Origin of the sequence: Prevotella sp. DNF00663 (assembly GCF_001553265.1) — a bacterium.
GTDB lineage: Bacteria > Bacteroidota > Bacteroidia > Bacteroidales > Bacteroidaceae > Prevotella.
The window spans coordinates 1-18,799 of sequence record NZ_KQ960601.1; the positions used below are offsets into that span (position 1 = coordinate 1).

17 protein-coding genes are annotated in these 18,799 nt (G+C 42.8%); 6 read left to right on the top strand and 11 right to left on the bottom strand.

What is annotated here, in order from left to right; all coding sequences use genetic code 11:
- Positions 1-364: 364 nt before the first annotated feature.
- From HMPREF3034_RS02705 to HMPREF3034_RS02730, 6 genes are read right to left on the bottom strand one after another with little or no spacing between them, the layout of a single operon-like run.
- On the bottom strand, positions 365-1,303 hold the full coding sequence (locus tag HMPREF3034_RS02705; RefSeq protein WP_036897251.1) for a cation diffusion facilitator family transporter: 939 nt from the start codon (positions 1,301-1,303) through the stop codon (positions 365-367).
- A gap of 38 nt (positions 1,304-1,341) precedes the next feature.
- Positions 1,342-2,595: an ABC transporter permease gene (locus HMPREF3034_RS02710; RefSeq protein WP_036897254.1), complete on the bottom strand. Its 1,254-nt coding sequence runs from the start codon at positions 2,593-2,595 to the stop codon at positions 1,342-1,344.
- A gap of 5 nt (positions 2,596-2,600) precedes the next feature.
- Entirely contained in the window at positions 2,601-3,770 is a 1,170-nt protein-coding gene (locus tag HMPREF3034_RS02715) for an ABC transporter permease (RefSeq protein ID WP_036897258.1), read from the bottom strand.
- A 40-nt stretch (positions 3,771-3,810) separates the two neighbouring features.
- A complete protein-coding gene (locus HMPREF3034_RS02720) occupies positions 3,811-4,797 on the bottom strand; it encodes an HlyD family secretion protein (RefSeq protein WP_036897261.1) in 987 nt (328 codons plus the stop codon).
- A 14-nt stretch (positions 4,798-4,811) separates the two neighbouring features.
- Positions 4,812-6,299, bottom strand: a complete 1,488-nt coding sequence (locus HMPREF3034_RS02725) for a TolC family protein (RefSeq protein WP_036897264.1) — start codon at positions 6,297-6,299, stop codon at positions 4,812-4,814.
- A complete protein-coding gene (locus tag HMPREF3034_RS02730; protein ID WP_062432965.1) occupies positions 6,299-7,168 on the bottom strand; it encodes a hypothetical protein in 870 nt (289 codons plus the stop codon). The genes HMPREF3034_RS02725 and HMPREF3034_RS02730 overlap by 1 nt, the downstream gene beginning before the upstream one ends.
- A 238-nt stretch (positions 7,169-7,406) precedes the next feature.
- On the opposite strand from HMPREF3034_RS02730, the gene HMPREF3034_RS02735 reads away from it, so the two are divergent.
- From HMPREF3034_RS02735 to HMPREF3034_RS02760, 6 genes are all read left to right on the top strand, one after another.
- Positions 7,407-7,628, top strand: coding sequence for a DUF4492 domain-containing protein (locus tag HMPREF3034_RS02735; protein WP_036897268.1), 222 nt, complete (start codon positions 7,407-7,409; stop codon positions 7,626-7,628).
- 28 nt (positions 7,629-7,656) lie between these two features.
- A complete protein-coding gene (locus tag HMPREF3034_RS02740; RefSeq protein WP_036897272.1) occupies positions 7,657-9,234 on the top strand; it encodes a cytochrome ubiquinol oxidase subunit I in 1,578 nt (525 codons plus the stop codon).
- An 11-nt stretch (positions 9,235-9,245) separates the two neighbouring features.
- On the top strand, positions 9,246-10,388 hold the full coding sequence (locus HMPREF3034_RS02745) for a cytochrome d ubiquinol oxidase subunit II (protein ID WP_036897274.1): 1,143 nt from the start codon (positions 9,246-9,248) through the stop codon (positions 10,386-10,388).
- 141 nt (positions 10,389-10,529) lie between these two features.
- Positions 10,530-11,213, top strand: a complete 684-nt coding sequence (locus HMPREF3034_RS02750; RefSeq protein ID WP_036897376.1) for a peptidylprolyl isomerase — start codon at positions 10,530-10,532, stop codon at positions 11,211-11,213.
- Between the two features lie 573 nt (positions 11,214-11,786).
- Entirely contained in the window at positions 11,787-12,887 is a 1,101-nt protein-coding gene (locus tag HMPREF3034_RS02755; RefSeq protein WP_036897276.1) for a metallophosphoesterase, read from the top strand.
- Positions 12,888-12,995: 108 nt separating this feature from the next.
- Positions 12,996-13,472 carry a MarR family winged helix-turn-helix transcriptional regulator gene (locus HMPREF3034_RS02760; RefSeq protein WP_036897279.1) on the top strand — a complete coding sequence of 159 codons (477 nt, stop codon included), beginning with the start codon at positions 12,996-12,998 and terminating at the stop codon, positions 13,470-13,472.
- A 148-nt stretch (positions 13,473-13,620) separates the two neighbouring features.
- Here the strand turns inward: HMPREF3034_RS02760 and HMPREF3034_RS02765 are convergent, their stop codons facing one another.
- The 5 genes from HMPREF3034_RS02765 to HMPREF3034_RS02785 all read right to left on the bottom strand — a co-directional run bounded on the left by HMPREF3034_RS02765 (position 13,621) and on the right by HMPREF3034_RS02785 (position 18,593).
- On the bottom strand, positions 13,621-14,718 hold the full coding sequence (locus tag HMPREF3034_RS02765) for an Mrp/NBP35 family ATP-binding protein (RefSeq protein WP_062432968.1): 1,098 nt from the start codon (positions 14,716-14,718) through the stop codon (positions 13,621-13,623).
- A 17-nt stretch (positions 14,719-14,735) separates the two neighbouring features.
- Positions 14,736-15,506, bottom strand: a complete 771-nt coding sequence (trmB, locus tag HMPREF3034_RS02770; protein WP_036897286.1) for a tRNA (guanosine(46)-N7)-methyltransferase TrmB — start codon at positions 15,504-15,506, stop codon at positions 14,736-14,738.
- Positions 15,507-15,609: 103 nt separating this feature from the next.
- Entirely contained in the window at positions 15,610-16,242 is a 633-nt protein-coding gene (locus HMPREF3034_RS02775; RefSeq protein WP_082721672.1) for a DUF975 family protein, read from the bottom strand.
- Between the two features lie 74 nt (positions 16,243-16,316).
- On the bottom strand, positions 16,317-17,333 hold the full coding sequence (locus HMPREF3034_RS02780; protein ID WP_036897293.1) for a branched-chain amino acid aminotransferase: 1,017 nt from the start codon (positions 17,331-17,333) through the stop codon (positions 16,317-16,319).
- Positions 17,334-17,798: 465 nt separating this feature from the next.
- Positions 17,799-18,593, bottom strand: coding sequence for a hypothetical protein (locus HMPREF3034_RS02785; protein WP_156431021.1), 795 nt, complete (start codon positions 18,591-18,593; stop codon positions 17,799-17,801).
- Positions 18,594-18,799: the final 206 nt, after the last annotated feature.

An 18,799-nucleotide genomic window follows, 5' to 3' on the forward strand; every position in this document is an offset into this window, starting at 1 on the left:
GCTTGTCATGCCCTATCGCTGAATAGTTACCTGCTACAAGAAATGTGTTAACATAGGTTAAACATTTCATTTTCAGTAATAACAAAGTTATAGTATAATTCCCCTAAAAAGAGTATACTTTCTACAAAAACACGAAAAGACATAAAAAATTTGATTATCCCATTCGAATATAAAAAATTAGTAAAAGGCATTTCCAATGAGATTATCGTTTTAAAAACGAATAGGGAGGGAGCTTTTTGCATATAGCAAGGTACTCATCAACTTATCTATTCCCGATCTGCAAGGTTGAGACAACATTGCTGTATCAACTGTTCAGTAATGCTGTTTGGGCGTTTCAGAATTACTGCAAAGCCACTGCAGTCAACTACTCCGACTTTACTTGATAATCAGATTGATATACATCAGTCTCTATATAGATGTATATCTTATAATGTGAGAAGCTCTTTCTTATCTCTTCCTCTATTCTATTAATGACACCGGCCGACTCTGCCCGATATGCATCTTGCATCTCTACTTTCGCCGCCACCAGTATATTTGTCGAACTTAAATGGATGGTTTTAAGACTGATGAGGTGTTTTATCTCTTCACGTTCAAAAGCTCTGTTCATCAACCGACGGTCATTAGAGGTCATAGACTCTCCAATGATGAGACCGTAAAATTCGCGGGCGAGGAACAAAGCAGCCAAACAAAGCATGAGTCCAATCAGTAATCCAGACAAAGCATCGAAGAATGCTAGACCGGTAACAGCCACCAATATCGTACCAAGCATGGCCAAGAGTAATCCCACAACAGCACATGCGTCTTCAGCAAAGATAATAAGGACCTCGCTATGTCGGCTCTCACGTAGAAAGCGGAATAGCGGTAAGTTCTCCGTGTTCAACTCGGCTATCTCTTTCAAAGCAACCCGTAAGCTAAAACATTCCACTATCAAACCAAATACCAAGATGCCCATTACCAACCAAGTATTTTCAACCGAATGTTCAGGATGGAATAGTTTCTCAGAGGCTTCCATGATACCTAAAGCACCACCGGCAAAGAATAACATCATGACTACCACTATACTAAAGAAATATTTGGCACGCGATTCACCAAAAGGATGATTCTCGCTGACCATTCCCTTGGCACGCTTGTCGCCTACCAGCAAAAGGATTTCATTGCCACAATCTACCACACTGTGGATAGACTCGTTCAACATGGCAGTAGAACCGGATAAAGCAAAACCTACAAACTTGGATATTGCAACAAGTATATTCGCAGCAAGGGCAGCCAACACACTTGCCATTCCATGAGATTTCTCTTTCATGAGATATGAATTTACAATTGAAAAAACAAAAAAGTAGCCTAATCCGCCACTTCAGAAGAATTGGATGAATCGACCATCATGGGCGACTCTGACGAGCTAGCTCGTGCCCTACGCATCTGATTGCGATAGACTATGCAAGTCAAAAAGAAATATACAAGCGTTTGAATCCATAGAGCGATGTACTCCGGATGAATATCAGAGAGACGCGCACCCATGCTACCCATACGTACAAATCCACGAATACCGAATGTCGAGGGGAACAACCAAGCTATGCCTTGCCATACTCCAGGTATGTCGTTTTGCGGCCATGAGACACCGGACATAAAGAGGAATGGTACCGATGTGAACACTACCAACAGCATAACATTCTCACGAAGGCGAACCAAACACGACATAGTCATGCCGAAGAAAATACACGATAACAGATAAGGTAGCATGAACATGGTGAGATCGTAGGCATATACTAACGAGATGAAGCCAAACAATCGTGGCACAATCAATGTGAGATAAGCTGCCAAGACCATATAAATCATAAAATAGCACATGAACTTACCCAACACAATACGGAATATTCCGGCATGATAACGGCTGATGGGGACTAATTCATGATTGCGATTTGTCTCACGCGCAGTACCGGCCGATAATCCTATTCCCAGCAAAAGCGTCTGCTGAATAATTAACATAAGGACACCCGGAATAATGAAATTACCATATCCACCGGTAGTATTGAAAATGGGAACTTCATCGAAATCAAGCGGTTTACTGCTCACCTCTTCGTCGCGCGAAGTAAAATTCTTGGATAGAGACAATTGTATCTTCGTATTCATTTGCGAAGCTACAGCCTGTGCCGACTGGTAGATGGCTTTATAAGTAAGCATCAGGCTCATGTCGCAATATACTCCGACATGCGTTTGTTCTTGTCGATAAAGTTTGTTCTGAAATTGCTTTGGAAAATAAATCACGCCATTTACTACTTGCTTACCCACCAAGTCTTTGGCCTCATCCAAGCTGTTACAATGATAAGCAACCTTGGTATCGGGCGTACCATCAAGCAAGCGAGTAAACTCACGACTAGCATGACTGTGCGAGAAGTCGACCACTGCTACCGGCACTTCGCGCACGACCTCGTTGTTATAAATCCAAGAATAGGCCAGCGGATAGAGCAAAGGCACGAGGATAAAGAAGATAAGTACTCCCTCATCGGTGACCGTCTGACGCAACTCACGCATGCAGATATAGCACATATCGCGTAATCCATGGCTTATTTTATATATCAAACTATCTTTTTCCATACTCTCTATGATACATAATCATAAGTCAACAGAACGATGTAGAGTCGACGAATTATAAATAAAGGCAGCCCAATGAATACCATCAAAGCCAATATATAAGGCCATGCTTCAAGCAACGGATAACCGTTGAAAATGCATAACTGATAAATAATATAATAATGTCGTAAAGGGAAAAGGTTTGCCAACATCTCCAAAGCCGGTGACATGGCAAAGGCTGGATAAGCTGCTCCAACCATGGAGAAACTCAATACAGCCCACAACGAACACACACTCATCGACATACGCATGGAGGGTATGAGGCCGAAAATAAAGATACCAAAACATTGGGAAGCCAAAACCATGAGCAGTCCTAGCAACAACATGGGGACAATACCACCGGGGTGTGGGAATCCATAGACACCGTAGACATAGCCCATATAGCCATATACGATGCCAAGAAAGATGAGTGTTTGGGGTAAGAACTTACCGCAAACAACAAGGAAAATGTTGTTATCGCCCATCTGCATAAGTTCTTTGGAACGATTAAACTTCAATTCCGTACCCAAAGAATAAGCCGTAATCAGGAAAATAAACACCATCAAGCAACCGGGAATGAGCATGTTACTCAGATAAACATTGTAACTTACCCATGGATTATTAATAGTATGGAGATCGACAGCGATGGGCTGGAGATAGGTACGAATCTCATTTCCGGTCTTACCGATGGCAGACAACTTTTTCATACCAACCGAGGCCGAACCTAATGTGGATATGGTCTTGAGGTCGCGAAACAACAATGCGCCTGCCGTCAACGACGTATTGCTATAATAAAAAGAAATTTTGGGTTGGCTACCTGTCATCAAACCATCGGTAGTACCATGTGGGATATACAGAAATGCGTATATCTGATTGCGCTGAATGGCCGTGCGTGCTTCGTTCACGTTTTCATAATGAGCCACCACCTGCGTACTCTGGAATGCATCCAACTTACGAACAAGTTGCCGAGTAGTCGATGTGCGGTCTAAATCAACTACACCTACAGGCATGTCTGTGGGTTGACCGGCACTCATCAACGACGTAAAAAAGACTACGACAATAATAGGGAACACCACCATACAAAACAGATAAATAGGGTTGTGAGACAAGATGCCACACTCGCGAAGGGCAATATGATATATCTGTTTAATGGTGTGCATTCTAAGAATGACTAGTTTTTACGATAACCGAATAGATAAATTATTTCTTAACAATCAATGACATGCCGGGACGAAGCCCCTCAAAAGGCTTAATAGGACGCGCTTTGACTTCAAATGTCTTCATATCGTACTGTCCGTTCGACTTGGTTGCTTTCCAAACAGCATACGAACCTTCGTCTTTGATGTAGTAGACTTTCATCTTGAGGTCTCTATTGAATGCTGGAGAATAGGCTGTAATGATATCACCAACCTTCATTCCATTCAACTGATCTTCACGTATATTGAATGTTCCCCACATGTCTTTCATCACCGAGATGCTCATAATGGGCGAACCAATTCCTACAAGTTCTCCCACTTTAGGATATACATCGCTCACCTCACCCTCTACTTGGGCAATCTGAACAGTCTCTTTTAACAGAGCCTTTACTACATTCACAGCTCCTTTAGCAGCCTGAACCTGCTTAGTAGCTGCTTGCTTTTCTTCGGCACGAGCTCCATTCTTAGCCATCTCATATTGGCTCTCAGCAGCCTTCACCTGCGCTTGTGCAGCCTTATAAGCGGCGAAAGCTTCGTCTCGTTTCTGTCCACTCAATACTCCTTCATCATATAAACGCTGTACACGAGTGTAGGATTTCTGAGCTATATCACTCGCTGCAAGAGCCTGTTGCCACAACTGATAAGCTCCTTGTATCTGTTCCTTGCGTGCCCCATTGTCCGCCATATCGCGCATGGCAGCCGCCGCTCCCTGTGTAGCCTCAGCTACTTGCTTCTGTGCATCGACTTCCGGAACCTCCAATAGTGCCAACGTGTCACCCACATGTACGTAGTCTCCCTCTTTTACACAGAGTTCTACCACTCGCCCGGGTAGCTTGCAGGATACTCGATATTCCGATACATCTACCTCACCTTGAATGATTTCTTCGGTTTTTCCTAACGTAAAGAAACCTATAAGAGCCACTATGATGACGGCAGCCGCAAATCCTATGACGGCTAACAGAATGTTATTATGTTGAGATTTTACTGACATGATATTCTATTCGATTATTGTAATATACCAAGAGCTTTCTTTAGATTAACGAGTGTAAGCTTGACATCGACCTCCGCATCAATCTTTTGACTCTGCGCTTGTTGCCATGCTGTCTGAGCAGCCATGACATCCGTCGACTCCATTACCCCTTCCTTGAATCCCAAATTGGCACAACGTAGATTTTCTTCTGCACTCTTTATATTCTTTCTAGCCATGTTTAGCTTCTTCTGTGCTTCCTTTACGCGGAATTGACTCTGTGCAACTTGCAATCCAATCTTATCGCGGGCATCACTTAATTCCAGTGTAGCCATATCGGTAGCTATACGCGATGCTCGCACTTTATAGCTGCCTTCAAACCAGTTCCAAACCGGTACTCGCACCATGACTCCCAACGTCCACATGCCTGAGAATTTATTTTCAAAGCCATTGAAGACATTTGGATTAGATATGAGATAACCACCGGTCAAGAGAACCTGCGGCAAATAAGCGGCACGAATCACCTTCGTAGCTTCCTTACTCAAATCTATTGAATTCTGAAGCATGCGTAATTCTGGACGAGATTGGTCGAGTTGTTCCTTCTCCATTGTCGGCGCAAACTCGTCAACACTCAAGCTTTCCTTGCCTTCATCGGCCAAAACGATTTCCTCATCCAATGGAATACCACAGAGTTGGCATAGCAACATCTTAGCCAAAGACAGCCCGTCTTCTACCTGCATCACCTGCATATCGGCTTCATTCTCACGAACATCGACCTTCAATCCATCAGCCTTGGTTGCTACCCCTGCCTTGATCATCTTGTGGACATCGGAATCAAGCTTTGAAACAAGCTCATGATAGCTCTTCGCCAATTTGTGCTTTTGACGGAGAGACACCACTGTCCAATAAGCCTGATCTATATTATATAAGGTAGATTGGGTGACAACATCAGTATTATTGAGTGCCAATTGCTCACTAATACGAGCCATATTGTTAGCCGCAACGATAGCTCCACCCATATAAAGAGGTTGACGAACCATCACCGCACCGGCAAAAATATTGTGCGTATTAGTTTCAAAAGCATCTCGAATACTGCTTCCCAACTGGTTTCCCATTTGCGCTAAAGCAGGCGACAGTTGCCCCAAGACACCAGAGAGCTGTTGAGCTACGGCCGGTGAAATAACACCTTGCTGCACCAATGTCGTTGCTAAGTTTGTGAGATTACCTCCTACCCCCGCAGTTACAGTAGTTCCTAAATTGCCCAAGGCAGACTTCTGGTCTTTATTCAATAGAGACACTTCGCGACTGGTATACTCATAACCACCTAGCGCATCCACCTTCGGTAGATACTTAGTACGCGCTGCTTTCTTGATATTCGCGGCCACCTGTTGCTTCAACTTCGAGACATTAAGCTGCTTATTGTTGCGCAATGCCAGGGCACGACAACTATCCAAGCTCAATATTCTCTGCGCTTCGGCCGGCGCAAGAATACCAACCCATAAAAATAAAGTTAGTAACTTCTTCATTATTTAAATGTAAAGTTCCTCGATCCTATCATATTTCCATCGGCAAAGATACTTACTGCATAAGTTCCACCTTCGAGTGCTTGAGACACATTCCAATAAAGAGTAATCGGCGTTTCCTGCCCACCATACTCTATAGTTTTTCTCATCGTACTCGTCAATGTCCGATTCTCATAGTTGAAGTTTCCACCTTCTCCAAGTGTAGAACCTGTTGGTGAGACGATTTTCACATAAACAGTCTTCGTCCCACTAGCCGCAGTCACATTCTTGGCCAAGCTGAAATTCACCTGAACAACGGTACATTTGCTCACCTTATCAGTAGTCTTTCCACGACGGTTTTTCAATATCATGTTAATTCCTGTAGCATCCAGCTGTGCAGCAATAGCGACTTTCTCCGACAGCGAAGCCTTCTCGGTACTCAGTCCTTCTATCTGTCGTGTCGCTTCTTCGTACTGTCCTCTGATATGAGTGTTCTCTGCTGTAAGGTTTTGATTCAGTCTATTCAGTGAATCTATCTCCATTACATAGCTCCGCAACACCTGTCTTACTGTGGCTAATTCGCGTTTCAAACGAGCAATCTCACGAGCATCAGAGCTCTTCACACTCTTCAACTCATCTAATAAGCGTTGGGTTTTCTCTTGCTCGGCGGTCAGTTGAGCCACAATAGAATCATTGGAAATCTGTGATTTCATCTCACTATACTGGTTGGCAAACTGTTGGTATTCGTTTTCCATTTCCTGTTTATCCAACTCAGCCAGCTCCTGCATCTCCTTATTTTGCTGTTGTTGGTTGTGCAAATTAATACCCAAATACACGATACCTGCCACAAGCAACAAAGCTATAATAATCAAAGGATAGAATATCTTTTTCATTTTGAAATTCGATTTCAATTCAACAGTTATGCAAATTTAGAGTTTTTATCTTAACTTTCCAAGGATTCTAGCTATTCAATCCCATAATATATTAAAAATTAGCATTTTTATGGAAAAAAGACAACTACATTAAATTTTATTTTGTACTTTTACCGGCGAAAATTGTAATCATTACTATTTTACACATTCAAATGAGTCTGACAAGGCATTGTCTAACTATATTTTATACAAAAATATCATGAAAAGAGATAGTTTCTTATATAGAGTTTACGACCTATACTACGACGGTTTTCGCCACATGACGTTGGGGAAAACACTTTGGGCTGTCATCCTCATCAAACTATTTATCATGTTTGCCATTCTCAAGGTATTTTTCTTTCCCAACTTCCTAGGCAAGAAAGCACCCAAAGGTCAAAAGAGTCAATTCGTCTCTGAACAATTAATCAATAGAGCCAAATAGTTAATAACACAATATTTATATACAAAGTATGGTAAATCAACTTTTAGACATCTCTGCCGCAACCATCGATTGGTCACGAGCACAATTTGCCTTGACGGCAATTTATCACTGGTTATTTGTTCCATTAACATTGGGCTTGGCTGTCATCATGGGCATTGTCGAGACCTGTTATTATCGAACCAGAAAGCGTTTTTGGCGCGATGCGGCTCGCTTTTGGCAGAAGTTATTCGGTATCAACTTTGCCATGGGTGTTGCCACCGGTATCATTCTTGAGTTCGAATTCGGTACCAACTGGAGTAACTACTCTTGGTTCGTAGGCGACATCTTCGGCGCACCATTGGCCATCGAAGGTATCATCGCCTTCTTCATGGAATCGACTTTCGTTGCTGTGATGTTCTTCGGATGGAAGAAAGTGTCACCGGGATTCCATCTCGCATCGACATGGCTTACCGGTCTTGGAGCCACTATCTCCGCATGGTGGATACTGGTTGCCAACGCTTGGATGCAATATCCCATCGGACAAACTTTCAATCCCGACACCATGCGCTTCGAGATGAACTCGTTCATCGACGTAGCCTTGTCTCCATTTGCAGTCGATAAGTTTTGCCATACCGTCACTTCGTCATGGATTATCGGTGCAGCTTTCACCGTCGCAGTGAGTGCTTGGTACCTCTTAAAAAAACGTGAACAGAAGTTAGCCATCGAAAGTATCAAGATAGGTGCTTGTGTTGGACTCATAGCTTCGCTACTCGCTGCACTTACCGGAGATAGCAGTGCTTACCAAATCAGTAAGGTTCAACCCATGAAACTGGCTGCAATGGAAGCATTATATAATGGTGGAAACGACCAAAGTCTGACCGTAGCTGCATGGGTAAATCCATTCCAACAGCCCGATTACACGACTCTACAAGAACCGCCTCTCCGTATTGCCGTACCAAATGCTCTGTCTTTCATGGCTACACGCGACTTCCACGGCTTTGTTCCCGGTGTTAACGAGCTCATCAACGGCTATACGAAACCCGACGGAACACGCGAACCGTCTGTCAAAGAGAAAATTGCCAGAGGCAAAATGGCTATTGCAGCTTTACAACAATATCGTGCCGGCAAGAAAGACGAGGGTACTAAAAAACTTCTAGCCGACAACATGCGCTACTTCGGATATGGCTATGTGAAGTCAGCCGACCAAGTAGTACCATTCATTCCTATCAATTTCTGGGCATTCCGCATTATGGTTGGTTTGGGTAGTTTGTTCATCCTACTCTTCGCCGTAACCCTGTTCTTTGTCTATCGCAAGGACATCAGCAAAGCCAAATGGTTGCTATGGGCTACCGTCGCAACTCTCCCACTCGCTTACATTGCCAGCGAATCGGGATGGATTGTTGCCGAGATGGGACGCCAACCTTGGACTATTCAAGACATGCTTCCTACATGGGCCGCAGTCAGCGACATCAATTCGGGTAGCATAGCCCTCACTTTCTTCATCTTCCTTGGTCTCTTCACCACTATGTTGGCAGTAGAAATCAGCATTCTCATCAAAGAGATTAAGAAAGGACCTGAGCATAGTATCACTGCTACAGAAGAATCTGCAACATCAACAACTATCTAAACTGAACAATTATGGACTATAGCATATTACAACATTATTGGTGGTTCCTTGTTTCATTATTGGGAGCACTGCTCGTTTTTTTACTCTTTGTACAAGGGGCAAATTCGCTGATATTCAGCCTCGGCAAGACCCCTGAAGAGCGTCGTATGGTCATCAATTCTACCGGACGCAAGTGGGAACTCACTTTCACTACACTGGTAACATTCGGTGGAGGCTTCTTTGCTTCATTCCCATTGTTCTATAGCACCAGTTTCGGTGGCGCTTATTGGCTATGGATGATTATTCTCTTCACCTTTGTCATGCAGGCTGTCAGCTACGAATTCCAAAACAAACTGGGCAACTTGCTCGGTATTCGTACATTCCAATGGCTGCTTGTCATCAACGGTATCTTGGCTCCGCTATTGCTTGGTGGTGCTGTAGCAACCTTCTTCGATGGTAGCAATTTCATTGTCGACAAGATGAATATCACCCAAGAATTACAACCGGTCATCAGCCGTTGGGCTAATCTCAGCCACGGATTAGATGCATTGCTCGACCCATGGAATCTTATTCTTGGCTTTGCGGTCTTCTTCCTTGCTCGTATGCTCGGCACGCTTTATATTATTAATAATGTGAACGATGAGAACATTCGTACCAATGCTCGCAAGCAATTATTGTATGCCACCGTCCCCTTCCTCGTGTTTTTCCTATCGTTCTTAGGCCGCACACTGTGCAAAGACGGTTTTGCTTACGACCCTGCTACAGGCATCATTGCCATGGAACCTTATAAATATCTACACAACTTTGTGGACATGTGGTATCTCACCATTATCTTCTTAGTGGGCGTGGTATTGGTACTTGGCGGTGTCATCGTTACTCTTTTGAAAAAAGATTTTATTCGCGGTATTTGGCCAACCGGCATCGGTGTCGTACTCGTTGTACTGGTTCTTTTCCTCATGGCAGGTTGGAACAACACAGCTTACTATCCTTCTAATGTCGACCTACAGAGTTCGCTGACCATTGCCAATAGCAGCAGTAGTCCGTTCACACTCAAAACCATGTCTATCGTTTCACTCTTCATCCCATTTGTATTAGCTTATATCGTAGTGGCATGGAGAGCACTCGACAAGAAAGAAATCACAAAAGATGAGGTATCACAAGGTGACGCTTATTAATTGAGACACAAAAAGTGATGGAGTTAAAGGGGAATCAAGAAGTGATGCCATATGCTTTGTCAGGAAATGTTCTTTCCACATTTGGCTTCGCAACTTCAACTCCTTAACTCCATCACTCCTTTTAGTATTATTCATAAATATATGAAACGACTTATTTATGCAATAGTACTTCTATTGCTTCCCCTATCACTCATGGCGCAGAATGATACTCTACGCCATGAAGTGCTTTTAGAAACGACCAAGGGTAATATTCGCATCGTACTCTACAATGAAACTCCTATTCATCGCGACAACTTCTTGAAGCTTGTGAAAGGAGGCTACTACGACGGTAATTTATTCCATCGCGTCATCAACCGATTCATGATTCAAACGGGCGATTCCACATCGCGTCACGCTGAACCGGGAGCCGAATTAGGACTTTATTCACCCGACTACACCTTACCGGCAGAGATACATTACCCACAATTATATCATAAACGGGGAGCAGTGGCTGCTGCTCGTGAGGGAGACGACGTAAATCCCGAACACCGTTCATCAGCCAGTCAGTTCTACATTGTCTTCGGGCGACGTTACAACGAAGATATGATTGACCAAGTACAAGCACGCCTTGACCAATCCACTAAAGGCAAAATCATCATTCCGTCCGAACTCCGTGAGGCATATTTCCGCAAAGGTGGCACGCCCCATCTCGATGGACAATACACCGTATTCGGTGAAGTCGTGGAAGGACTCAACATCGTTGAAGAGATTCAAAACACAGAAACCGACAAGAACGACCGCCCCTTACAAGACATCGCCATCGTTCGTGCCACAGTAGTAAAGTAGAGATAGAGATACTATCTTAGCAGTGAAACCGCTGCAGTATTAATAGCCGATAGTTAGAGCAAAGCGTATAACTATCGGGATAAGGGACTACGTAAAGCCCAGAGTACCTATTGGTACTTTGGGCTTTACAGATTTATACCGAAGAACGGAAGCACATAAAAAGTTATAAGCATTTGCCTTAATCTCCCATTAACTCCTTACCTCCTGATAATCTAAAAAGATATGCTTTCCTTATTCCGCCATTTTCAAATCCCAACAACTCACAAACTTAATACTAAAGAACTTATTGTATTCTGCTGCAAGGGTTTCGCAGCAATGCTGCAGAAGCCAAACAAGATTGCTGCAAAAGCGAGGCAGCAAGCTTGCCAAGCCATTGCAGTAAGCGGAGAGTAAGAAGTGAGTTATGTGAAGAAGGTTATTTGAGTTAACAAGTAGACAAGATACAAGATAATAAGTAGACAAGATATGAGTTGACAAGTTTATAAAATAAGGTGTTAAAGCGAGTAGAAAACAAAAAGACAAAGAAAGTTTCGCTATTTAAGAAACTCCCCCTATCTTTACCACACAAAAGATATGAATAAAATGTGGGCTTTACTTTTCTTATTGCTTCCAATCATAGGATGCAGTTATGTGGGATGGCATGTGTGGATGATGCTGCCTTATAGTAATCTGCTAAAGAGTATCATCATCACCTGTATGATATTGTGCTTCTCCCTACTCTTTCTTAATATCCTCATAGGGCTGGATAAAATGCCACCGACCGTGGCACGCTTCATGTACGAAATAGGCACTTCGTCGCTCTTCGTACTCCTCTATCTGGTGATGATTTTTCTGGTACTCGACCTCGGACGAGCCGTCCATCTCGTCCCGGCATCATTCATTCAGAATAGCATACAAGGTTCGTTAACAGTACTAATCATCATGTCGGCAATTTTCATTTATGGCAATTTGAACTATTATCACAAGGTGCGTGTGCCTCTGAACGTCACTACCGAGAAGCCATTGCAGCGACCTTTGAAGATTGTATTAATGAGCGATCTACACTTGGGCTATCATAATACACGGACAGACTTAGCCAACTGGGTGAATAAGGTGAATTCCGAGCACGCCGACCTAGTCTTAATTGCCGGCGATATAGTCGACATCAGTGTCGAACCACTGCTCCGAGCCAACATGGCCGAGGAATTTCGCCGACTCCAAGCGCCTGTCTATGCGGCATTGGGCAACCACGATTACTATGCAGGCGAACTAAAGAGCGAGCAATTCTATCGCGATGCCAACATTCATTTGCTACAAGATAGCAGCATTGTCTTCAAAAACGAACTAACAATTATTGGTCGTGACGACCGTACCAACAAGCATAGAAAGGCGTTGAAAGCTCTTGTTGCCACAACCAACCAGTCTACCTACACCATCCTACTCGACCATCAGCCCTATCATTTAGAGGAAGCCGAACAGGCAGGAATAGATTTTCAATTCAGTGGACACACCCACTACGGGCAGGTTTGGCCTATCAGTTGGATAGAAGATATCATTTATGAAGATGCTTTCGGCCCATTGACAAAAGGTAAAACCAAATACTATGTAAGTAGCGGCATGGGCATTTGGGGAGGTAAATTTCGCATCGGAACGAGGTCGGAATATGTCGTTTTGACCTTAACATCGGTTAAATGATAAGAAAAAAACATCCTTATCGTCTTCGATACAAAAACAAATCTTTATCTTTGCATTCTAATTTCTCAATTGAAAAGAATAAATATAGCGAATAAAAAGATTTTGTTTATGGCATACGAACAATTAAAGTTAAAGAATCAGGTCTGCTTCAGACTCTATACAGCTAGTCGACTCATCATTCAAGCTTACGAACCATTCTTCAAACAATTAGGCATCACGTACACACAATATTTGGTATTGATGGTTCTTTGGGAACAGGATAACCAACCGGTAAATGACATTGCTAAGAAACTAGTATTAGAGACCAACACGGTAACTCCACTCATCCAGCGCATGGAAAAACTTGATTTGGTAGTCCGCAACGTCGGTCCGGTGGATCGTAGACAGAAGATAGTGTCTCTCACCAAGAAAGGAAAAACAATGCAAGATGAATGTAAGGATTTCCCCGGATGCCTTATCAATATCTTCAATAACTACGACATTAGCATGGACGAATTGATGAAATTAGGCGACCAGCTAGACCGATTCATCAATCCAATTCTCGACCATCGCAAAAGCGAATTGGCAGAGGAGAAGACTAAATAAAATAATTTTCTTAGGTAAATGTATATTTGGGAGTTAACAGAAGTTAGTAGGAGATAATGGAAGATAATAGCCATTTGTCCGCTACATCCTGTTAACTTCCTTTTAACTCCTGCTAACTCCCAACTTGAGCATACATGCGAAACTCGCATCAATCTACTTTTACAATCTTCGTGGGTGCCTGCTCTTTATTGCGACGATTGGTTACTGTCACCACAGCTTGAGCCAAATTGATAAATGCTTGTCCCGTCATGGTATCGATATTACAAGCAGCTGGCTTCCCCGCGTCGCCACTCTCGCAGATACTTTGTACGATAGGAATCTGCGCCAACAGTGGACATTGCATCTCTTCGGCGAGATTCTTACATCCATCTTTGCCAAATATATAATATTTGTTTTGCGGTAATTCGGCCGGCGTGAACCATGCCATGTTCTCCACCAAACCCAAGATTGGCACATTCACTTTGTCATTGCGATACATATCGATGCCTTTACGCGCATCGGCCAACGCTACCTTCTGAGGCGAACTGACTATCACTGCACCGGTAATAGACAGTGTTTGCAGTAGCGTAAGATGTATATCGCTGGTCCCCGGTGGCGTATCGAGGATAAAATAGTCTAGTTCTCCCCAGTCGGCATCAGCTATCAACTGCTTCAAAGCCGACGTCGCCATACCGCCACGCCATAGCGTTGCCGTATCAGGATCGATGAAAAAGCCGATACTCAACAGCTTCACGCCATACTTCTCAATGGGCTCTATGAGCGTACGACCGTCTTTCTGAACCGAATACGGACGCGCATCTTCAACACCAAACATCTTAGGTGCCGACGGACCGAAGATGTCGGCATCGAGCAAACCGACTTTATAGCCGAGTCGAGCAAGCGAAATGGCAAGGTTAGATGACACCGTACTCTTGCCCACCCCGCCTTTACCAGAACTCACAGCAATAATATTCTTAACTTGAGGGAGCAATTTTCCCACCTCCGGACGGGCTGCGTTCTTAAACTCAGTCTTGATTGTTACCTCCACATCCTTATCCACATGATAGTGTATAGCAGCTTCGGCAGCTTTCACTGTAGACTTTAAGAAAGGGTCGGTTTCGCGTGGAAACACGAGTGTAAATTCGACTTTCATGCCGTTGATGCGCACATCATCGGCCAACATTTCACTTTCTATCAGATTCTTTTTGGTTCCGGGATAAACCACGGTAGCCAATGCATCTGTTATTAATTTAGGATATAATGTCATCATTCTAATGTTTTTGTTTACTTTGCCATATCTTTGCTACTGCGCTTCGTGCGATGATAGCTACGATACTCATCAAGCGGAATCTCTATATCTGGCTCAACGAGTGGGACTGTATGGGGCAAATGGAATTGGAGATAACGGATATTAAGTCCTCGCTCTATCCACATCGACTCGTAATAAGTCTGTATCGTAAGGATAGGCTGACCCACCAAATAAGCAGGAGTATCATGGTATAAGTCTTCCGTACATACTTCTACGGGCAGTTGATTGCGCTCCACCATATACTTGGTATAAGTAAAGAGGAAGTTGGAATCGGTCTTTAAGTGAATCAATCCTCCATCTACGAGGAAACGACGGTATCGCTCCATAAAGAAGGTAGAGGTCAATCGCTTGTGTGGATTCTTCATTTGAGGGTCAGAAAAAGTAAGCCATATCTCTTGCACTTCGTCTTGGTCGAAGAATCGATCAATGATTTCGATGCTGGTACGGAGAAATGCAACATTAGGCAATTGCTGTTCGAGAGCTAGCTTTGCACCTGTCCACATGCGCGAACCTTTAATGTCTACACCGATAAAATTGACGTTCGGAAAGAGTTTACCCAGTCCTACGGTATACTCACCTTTGCCACACCCCAACTCCAAGACGATAGGATTGTCGTTGTGGAAATACTCTTCGCGCCAATGACCTTTCATGGTAAACGGCACATTATCGACCACAGAGAATGGATATTCAAAGACGTTAGCCATCTCCTTCATCTCTGCAAACTTTGCTAATTTCCCTTTTCCCATTTGTAATATCCTCTTTTTATTTAGGACACAAAGGTACAATAATTATTTTGAGAGTGCAAAGAAGCCCCCTCAAACCAAACAACAAAAAGACAGTTCTAGCTATTTAATCGCTGATACTTGCTCCATCTTCCTTTACGGCATCTTCATAAAAATGAGCCATAGCCGTCTGCACATAAGGGAATAAAAATATAAATCCCAAACCAAGTGTTATAAAAGAAAGTATCAACCATCCTATAAATGAGAGAAGAAGTAGAAACAATGCCATCTTTCTACCATCCATCAAGCGCATACTTTCTTTGATAGCCTGCTCTCCATTCATTTCCGGATGGTCTAGAAGTACGAATTCCGTCAAAGCGTAAGAAAAAGACTTGTAGATTCCCGGTACTATCAAAAGCAAGGTCCATAAGAATATGTATACATTCTTTAATACGATAGCAAGGAGTATACGCCCATAATCAGAAAAGCCATCAAATAGATTTTTTACACCTAAATTTTCACCTCTTAGCATTCTCAAGAAGAACACCTTGAATGCCCACGATATAGGGATTAATATCAAAGCAGCAAAAATATTGCTAGTAAGCTTTGACAATTTACCACCAAACGAAAATGCAATCTGTATCCCACCTTGAAACAGCAAAGAGATGAGCAAGACAACAATCGTTACAATAACAGCTTTTCCCCAATTGTTTTCGAGCGAAGCCAAGGCTCGATTGCGATAATTACTGAGTGAATCCATGAATTTAATTATTAATTAGTATAACAAAGAATGGCATGCCAAGCTCTGCTCAACATGCCTTTAAATCTATTTCTTTATTCAATGACCACGGTTGTCCAACCGTGCTTATCCTCCACCGTACCATACTGGATACCGCGAAGTGTATCGTAAAGTTTCTTAGACCACGGTCCCGGTTGGTCACCGAAGTTATATACTTTACCTGTATCGAGATCATCAAGATGCGATATTGGCGAGATGACAGCAGCCGTTCCACAAGCTCCAGCTTCCTCAAATGTATCGAGTTCCTCTTCCGGAATAGGACGCCTTTCCACCTTTAATCCCAAGTCTTCTGCTATCTGCATCAAGCTCTTATTGGTGATGGAAGGCAGTATCGAAGTCGATTTTGGAGTGACATATGTATTGTTCTTGATTCCAAAGAAATTGGCTGCACCACACTCATCCACATATTTCTTCTCCTTAGAGTCTAGGTAAAATTCGCTGGCATAGCCTTTTTGATGTGCTATCTGGTTGGCTTTCAATGACGCAGCATAGTTTCCACCTACTTTATAAATACCTGTACCCAGAGGCGCAGCACGGTCATAATCACGAATAATCACGTATGGATTGCTGGCAAAACCACCCTTGAAATAAGGCCCTACAGGCGTTACAAATATCAAGAACATATATTCGTCGGCAGGATGTACACCCACTTGTGCACTCGTACCAATGAGCAATGGGCGAATATAAAGCGTTGCCCCACTCTCGTAGGTAGGTATATACTCTTGATTAAGACGTACAACCTTCTTCACCATTTCTTCAAAAAGCTCGGTCGGAACCTCCGGCATCATGATACCACGACAAGTACTTTGCAAGCGAGCGGCATTCTCTTCCATGCGGAAAACACGCACTTTACCATCGGGACAACGATAGGCTTTCAAGCCCTCGAAAGCTTCTTGACCATAATGTAAACAGGTGGCAGCCATGTGAAGTTTCAGATATTCATCGGAGCAAACTTCCACTTCACCCCACTTGCCGTTACGATAATTGCAGCGGACATTGTAGTCTGTTGGTATATAACCAAAAGACAGATTAGACCAATCCAAATCTTTCATAATGTCAACGAATTTAATATATTATGTTATAATTTTCCACAAAAGTAACAATATTATCTTTCATTCGCAACAACACACTCTCCTTTTTTCTACAATATCGATACTTATGAGGCATAGAAAAGGGGACTTTCATCATCAAGTAACGACATATATGGCTGCAATCTTACCAAATAGTCTATTCAGCTACTCAACAATTAACTCACTGCAGGGCTTCGCCAGCAATGTTGCAAAGCCCATTCAGCCATGCTGACTAGCCTAGGCAGCGATGCTGGCGAGCCGGTGCAGCAAGATAAGTCCATAAGTTGTTGAGTTAATAAGTAATTGAATAAGCCTTTAAGTTCATCAGTTTACTAGCTTTTCCTTATCTCTTTTTCCCCCTCATTCCCCTTTTGGGGAAAGAAGGGATGGGACTTTTCCTCTTAAAAGAGAAGCTTCTTGGGGATGAGATTTCAGAGATTGAAGCTATTAATCCGCTGCATTGTAGTCGAACGTCAAGCTAGTTGGCGACGTCTTACCGATGAAAACTTTCTTCCACACATAGTTTATCCTTCCATCTTTCTCGCGAAGTACCGCAACTTCCGTACTGTCGTTGATGGCAAAAGGAATCGTATACCGGGCATTGGCCTGAGTGGCTTCGTAGCTCTTATCGGGTTTATATAAGAATTGACGTTTGCCATTCTTGTCTTTCACATAGAATCCCGCGGACGGCCTTACAGTGATTCTAAATTTGTTTTGGGTATCGTCTTTCGCACTGAATCCAGTCAGAGTCACGTCTATCTTACGATATTCTGGAACCAAACACGCTAATTGCTCTACAGGATCCGGACGTTCTCCATACAACTCTATACTATATTTCTCGTCTTCCGGTATCAGGTACTTATCTTTTGGGAGACAACTTACATCGGCTGTCAATTGATAAAAGGACTCACTTCTCTTCTTAAGAAGTGAGTCTTCATCAGCTCTTACATAGATTTTCAGCCGATAATTACCATTTTGATCGGTCTTGGTTTCACCCTTTTTACGAGTCTTGCTATATAGATAATATCTATCGATGAAGTAAGCTTGCAGCTTAACGTCTTTGATACCGATACCTTCTGAATTGACTATACGCCCGTTGAAGACCACCGCATTCTTCTCATCAGGAAAACCATTGTCTTCCTCTTCCTCGTGACAAGCAGTCAATAACAGACTGCAAACGAGCATTACTAGCAAATTAAAGAGTTTTTTGTGTAAGTTTTTTTTACCGATTCCATGTCTCATTGGTTAGTTAGTGTTTTGATATTATCATATTCTTTCGTATGTTGCAAAAGTATAAAATCTGTCTGATATTTTGTCGTTCTATTCATGAAATAAAATATAATATAGCAGTTTTTCACATAGTAAAAGCCTCTTTTCTTTTGCTTCGCTACAGATTTCTTGTATCTTTGCATAATATATTATACACTTCTGAATAAAATATTATTCGG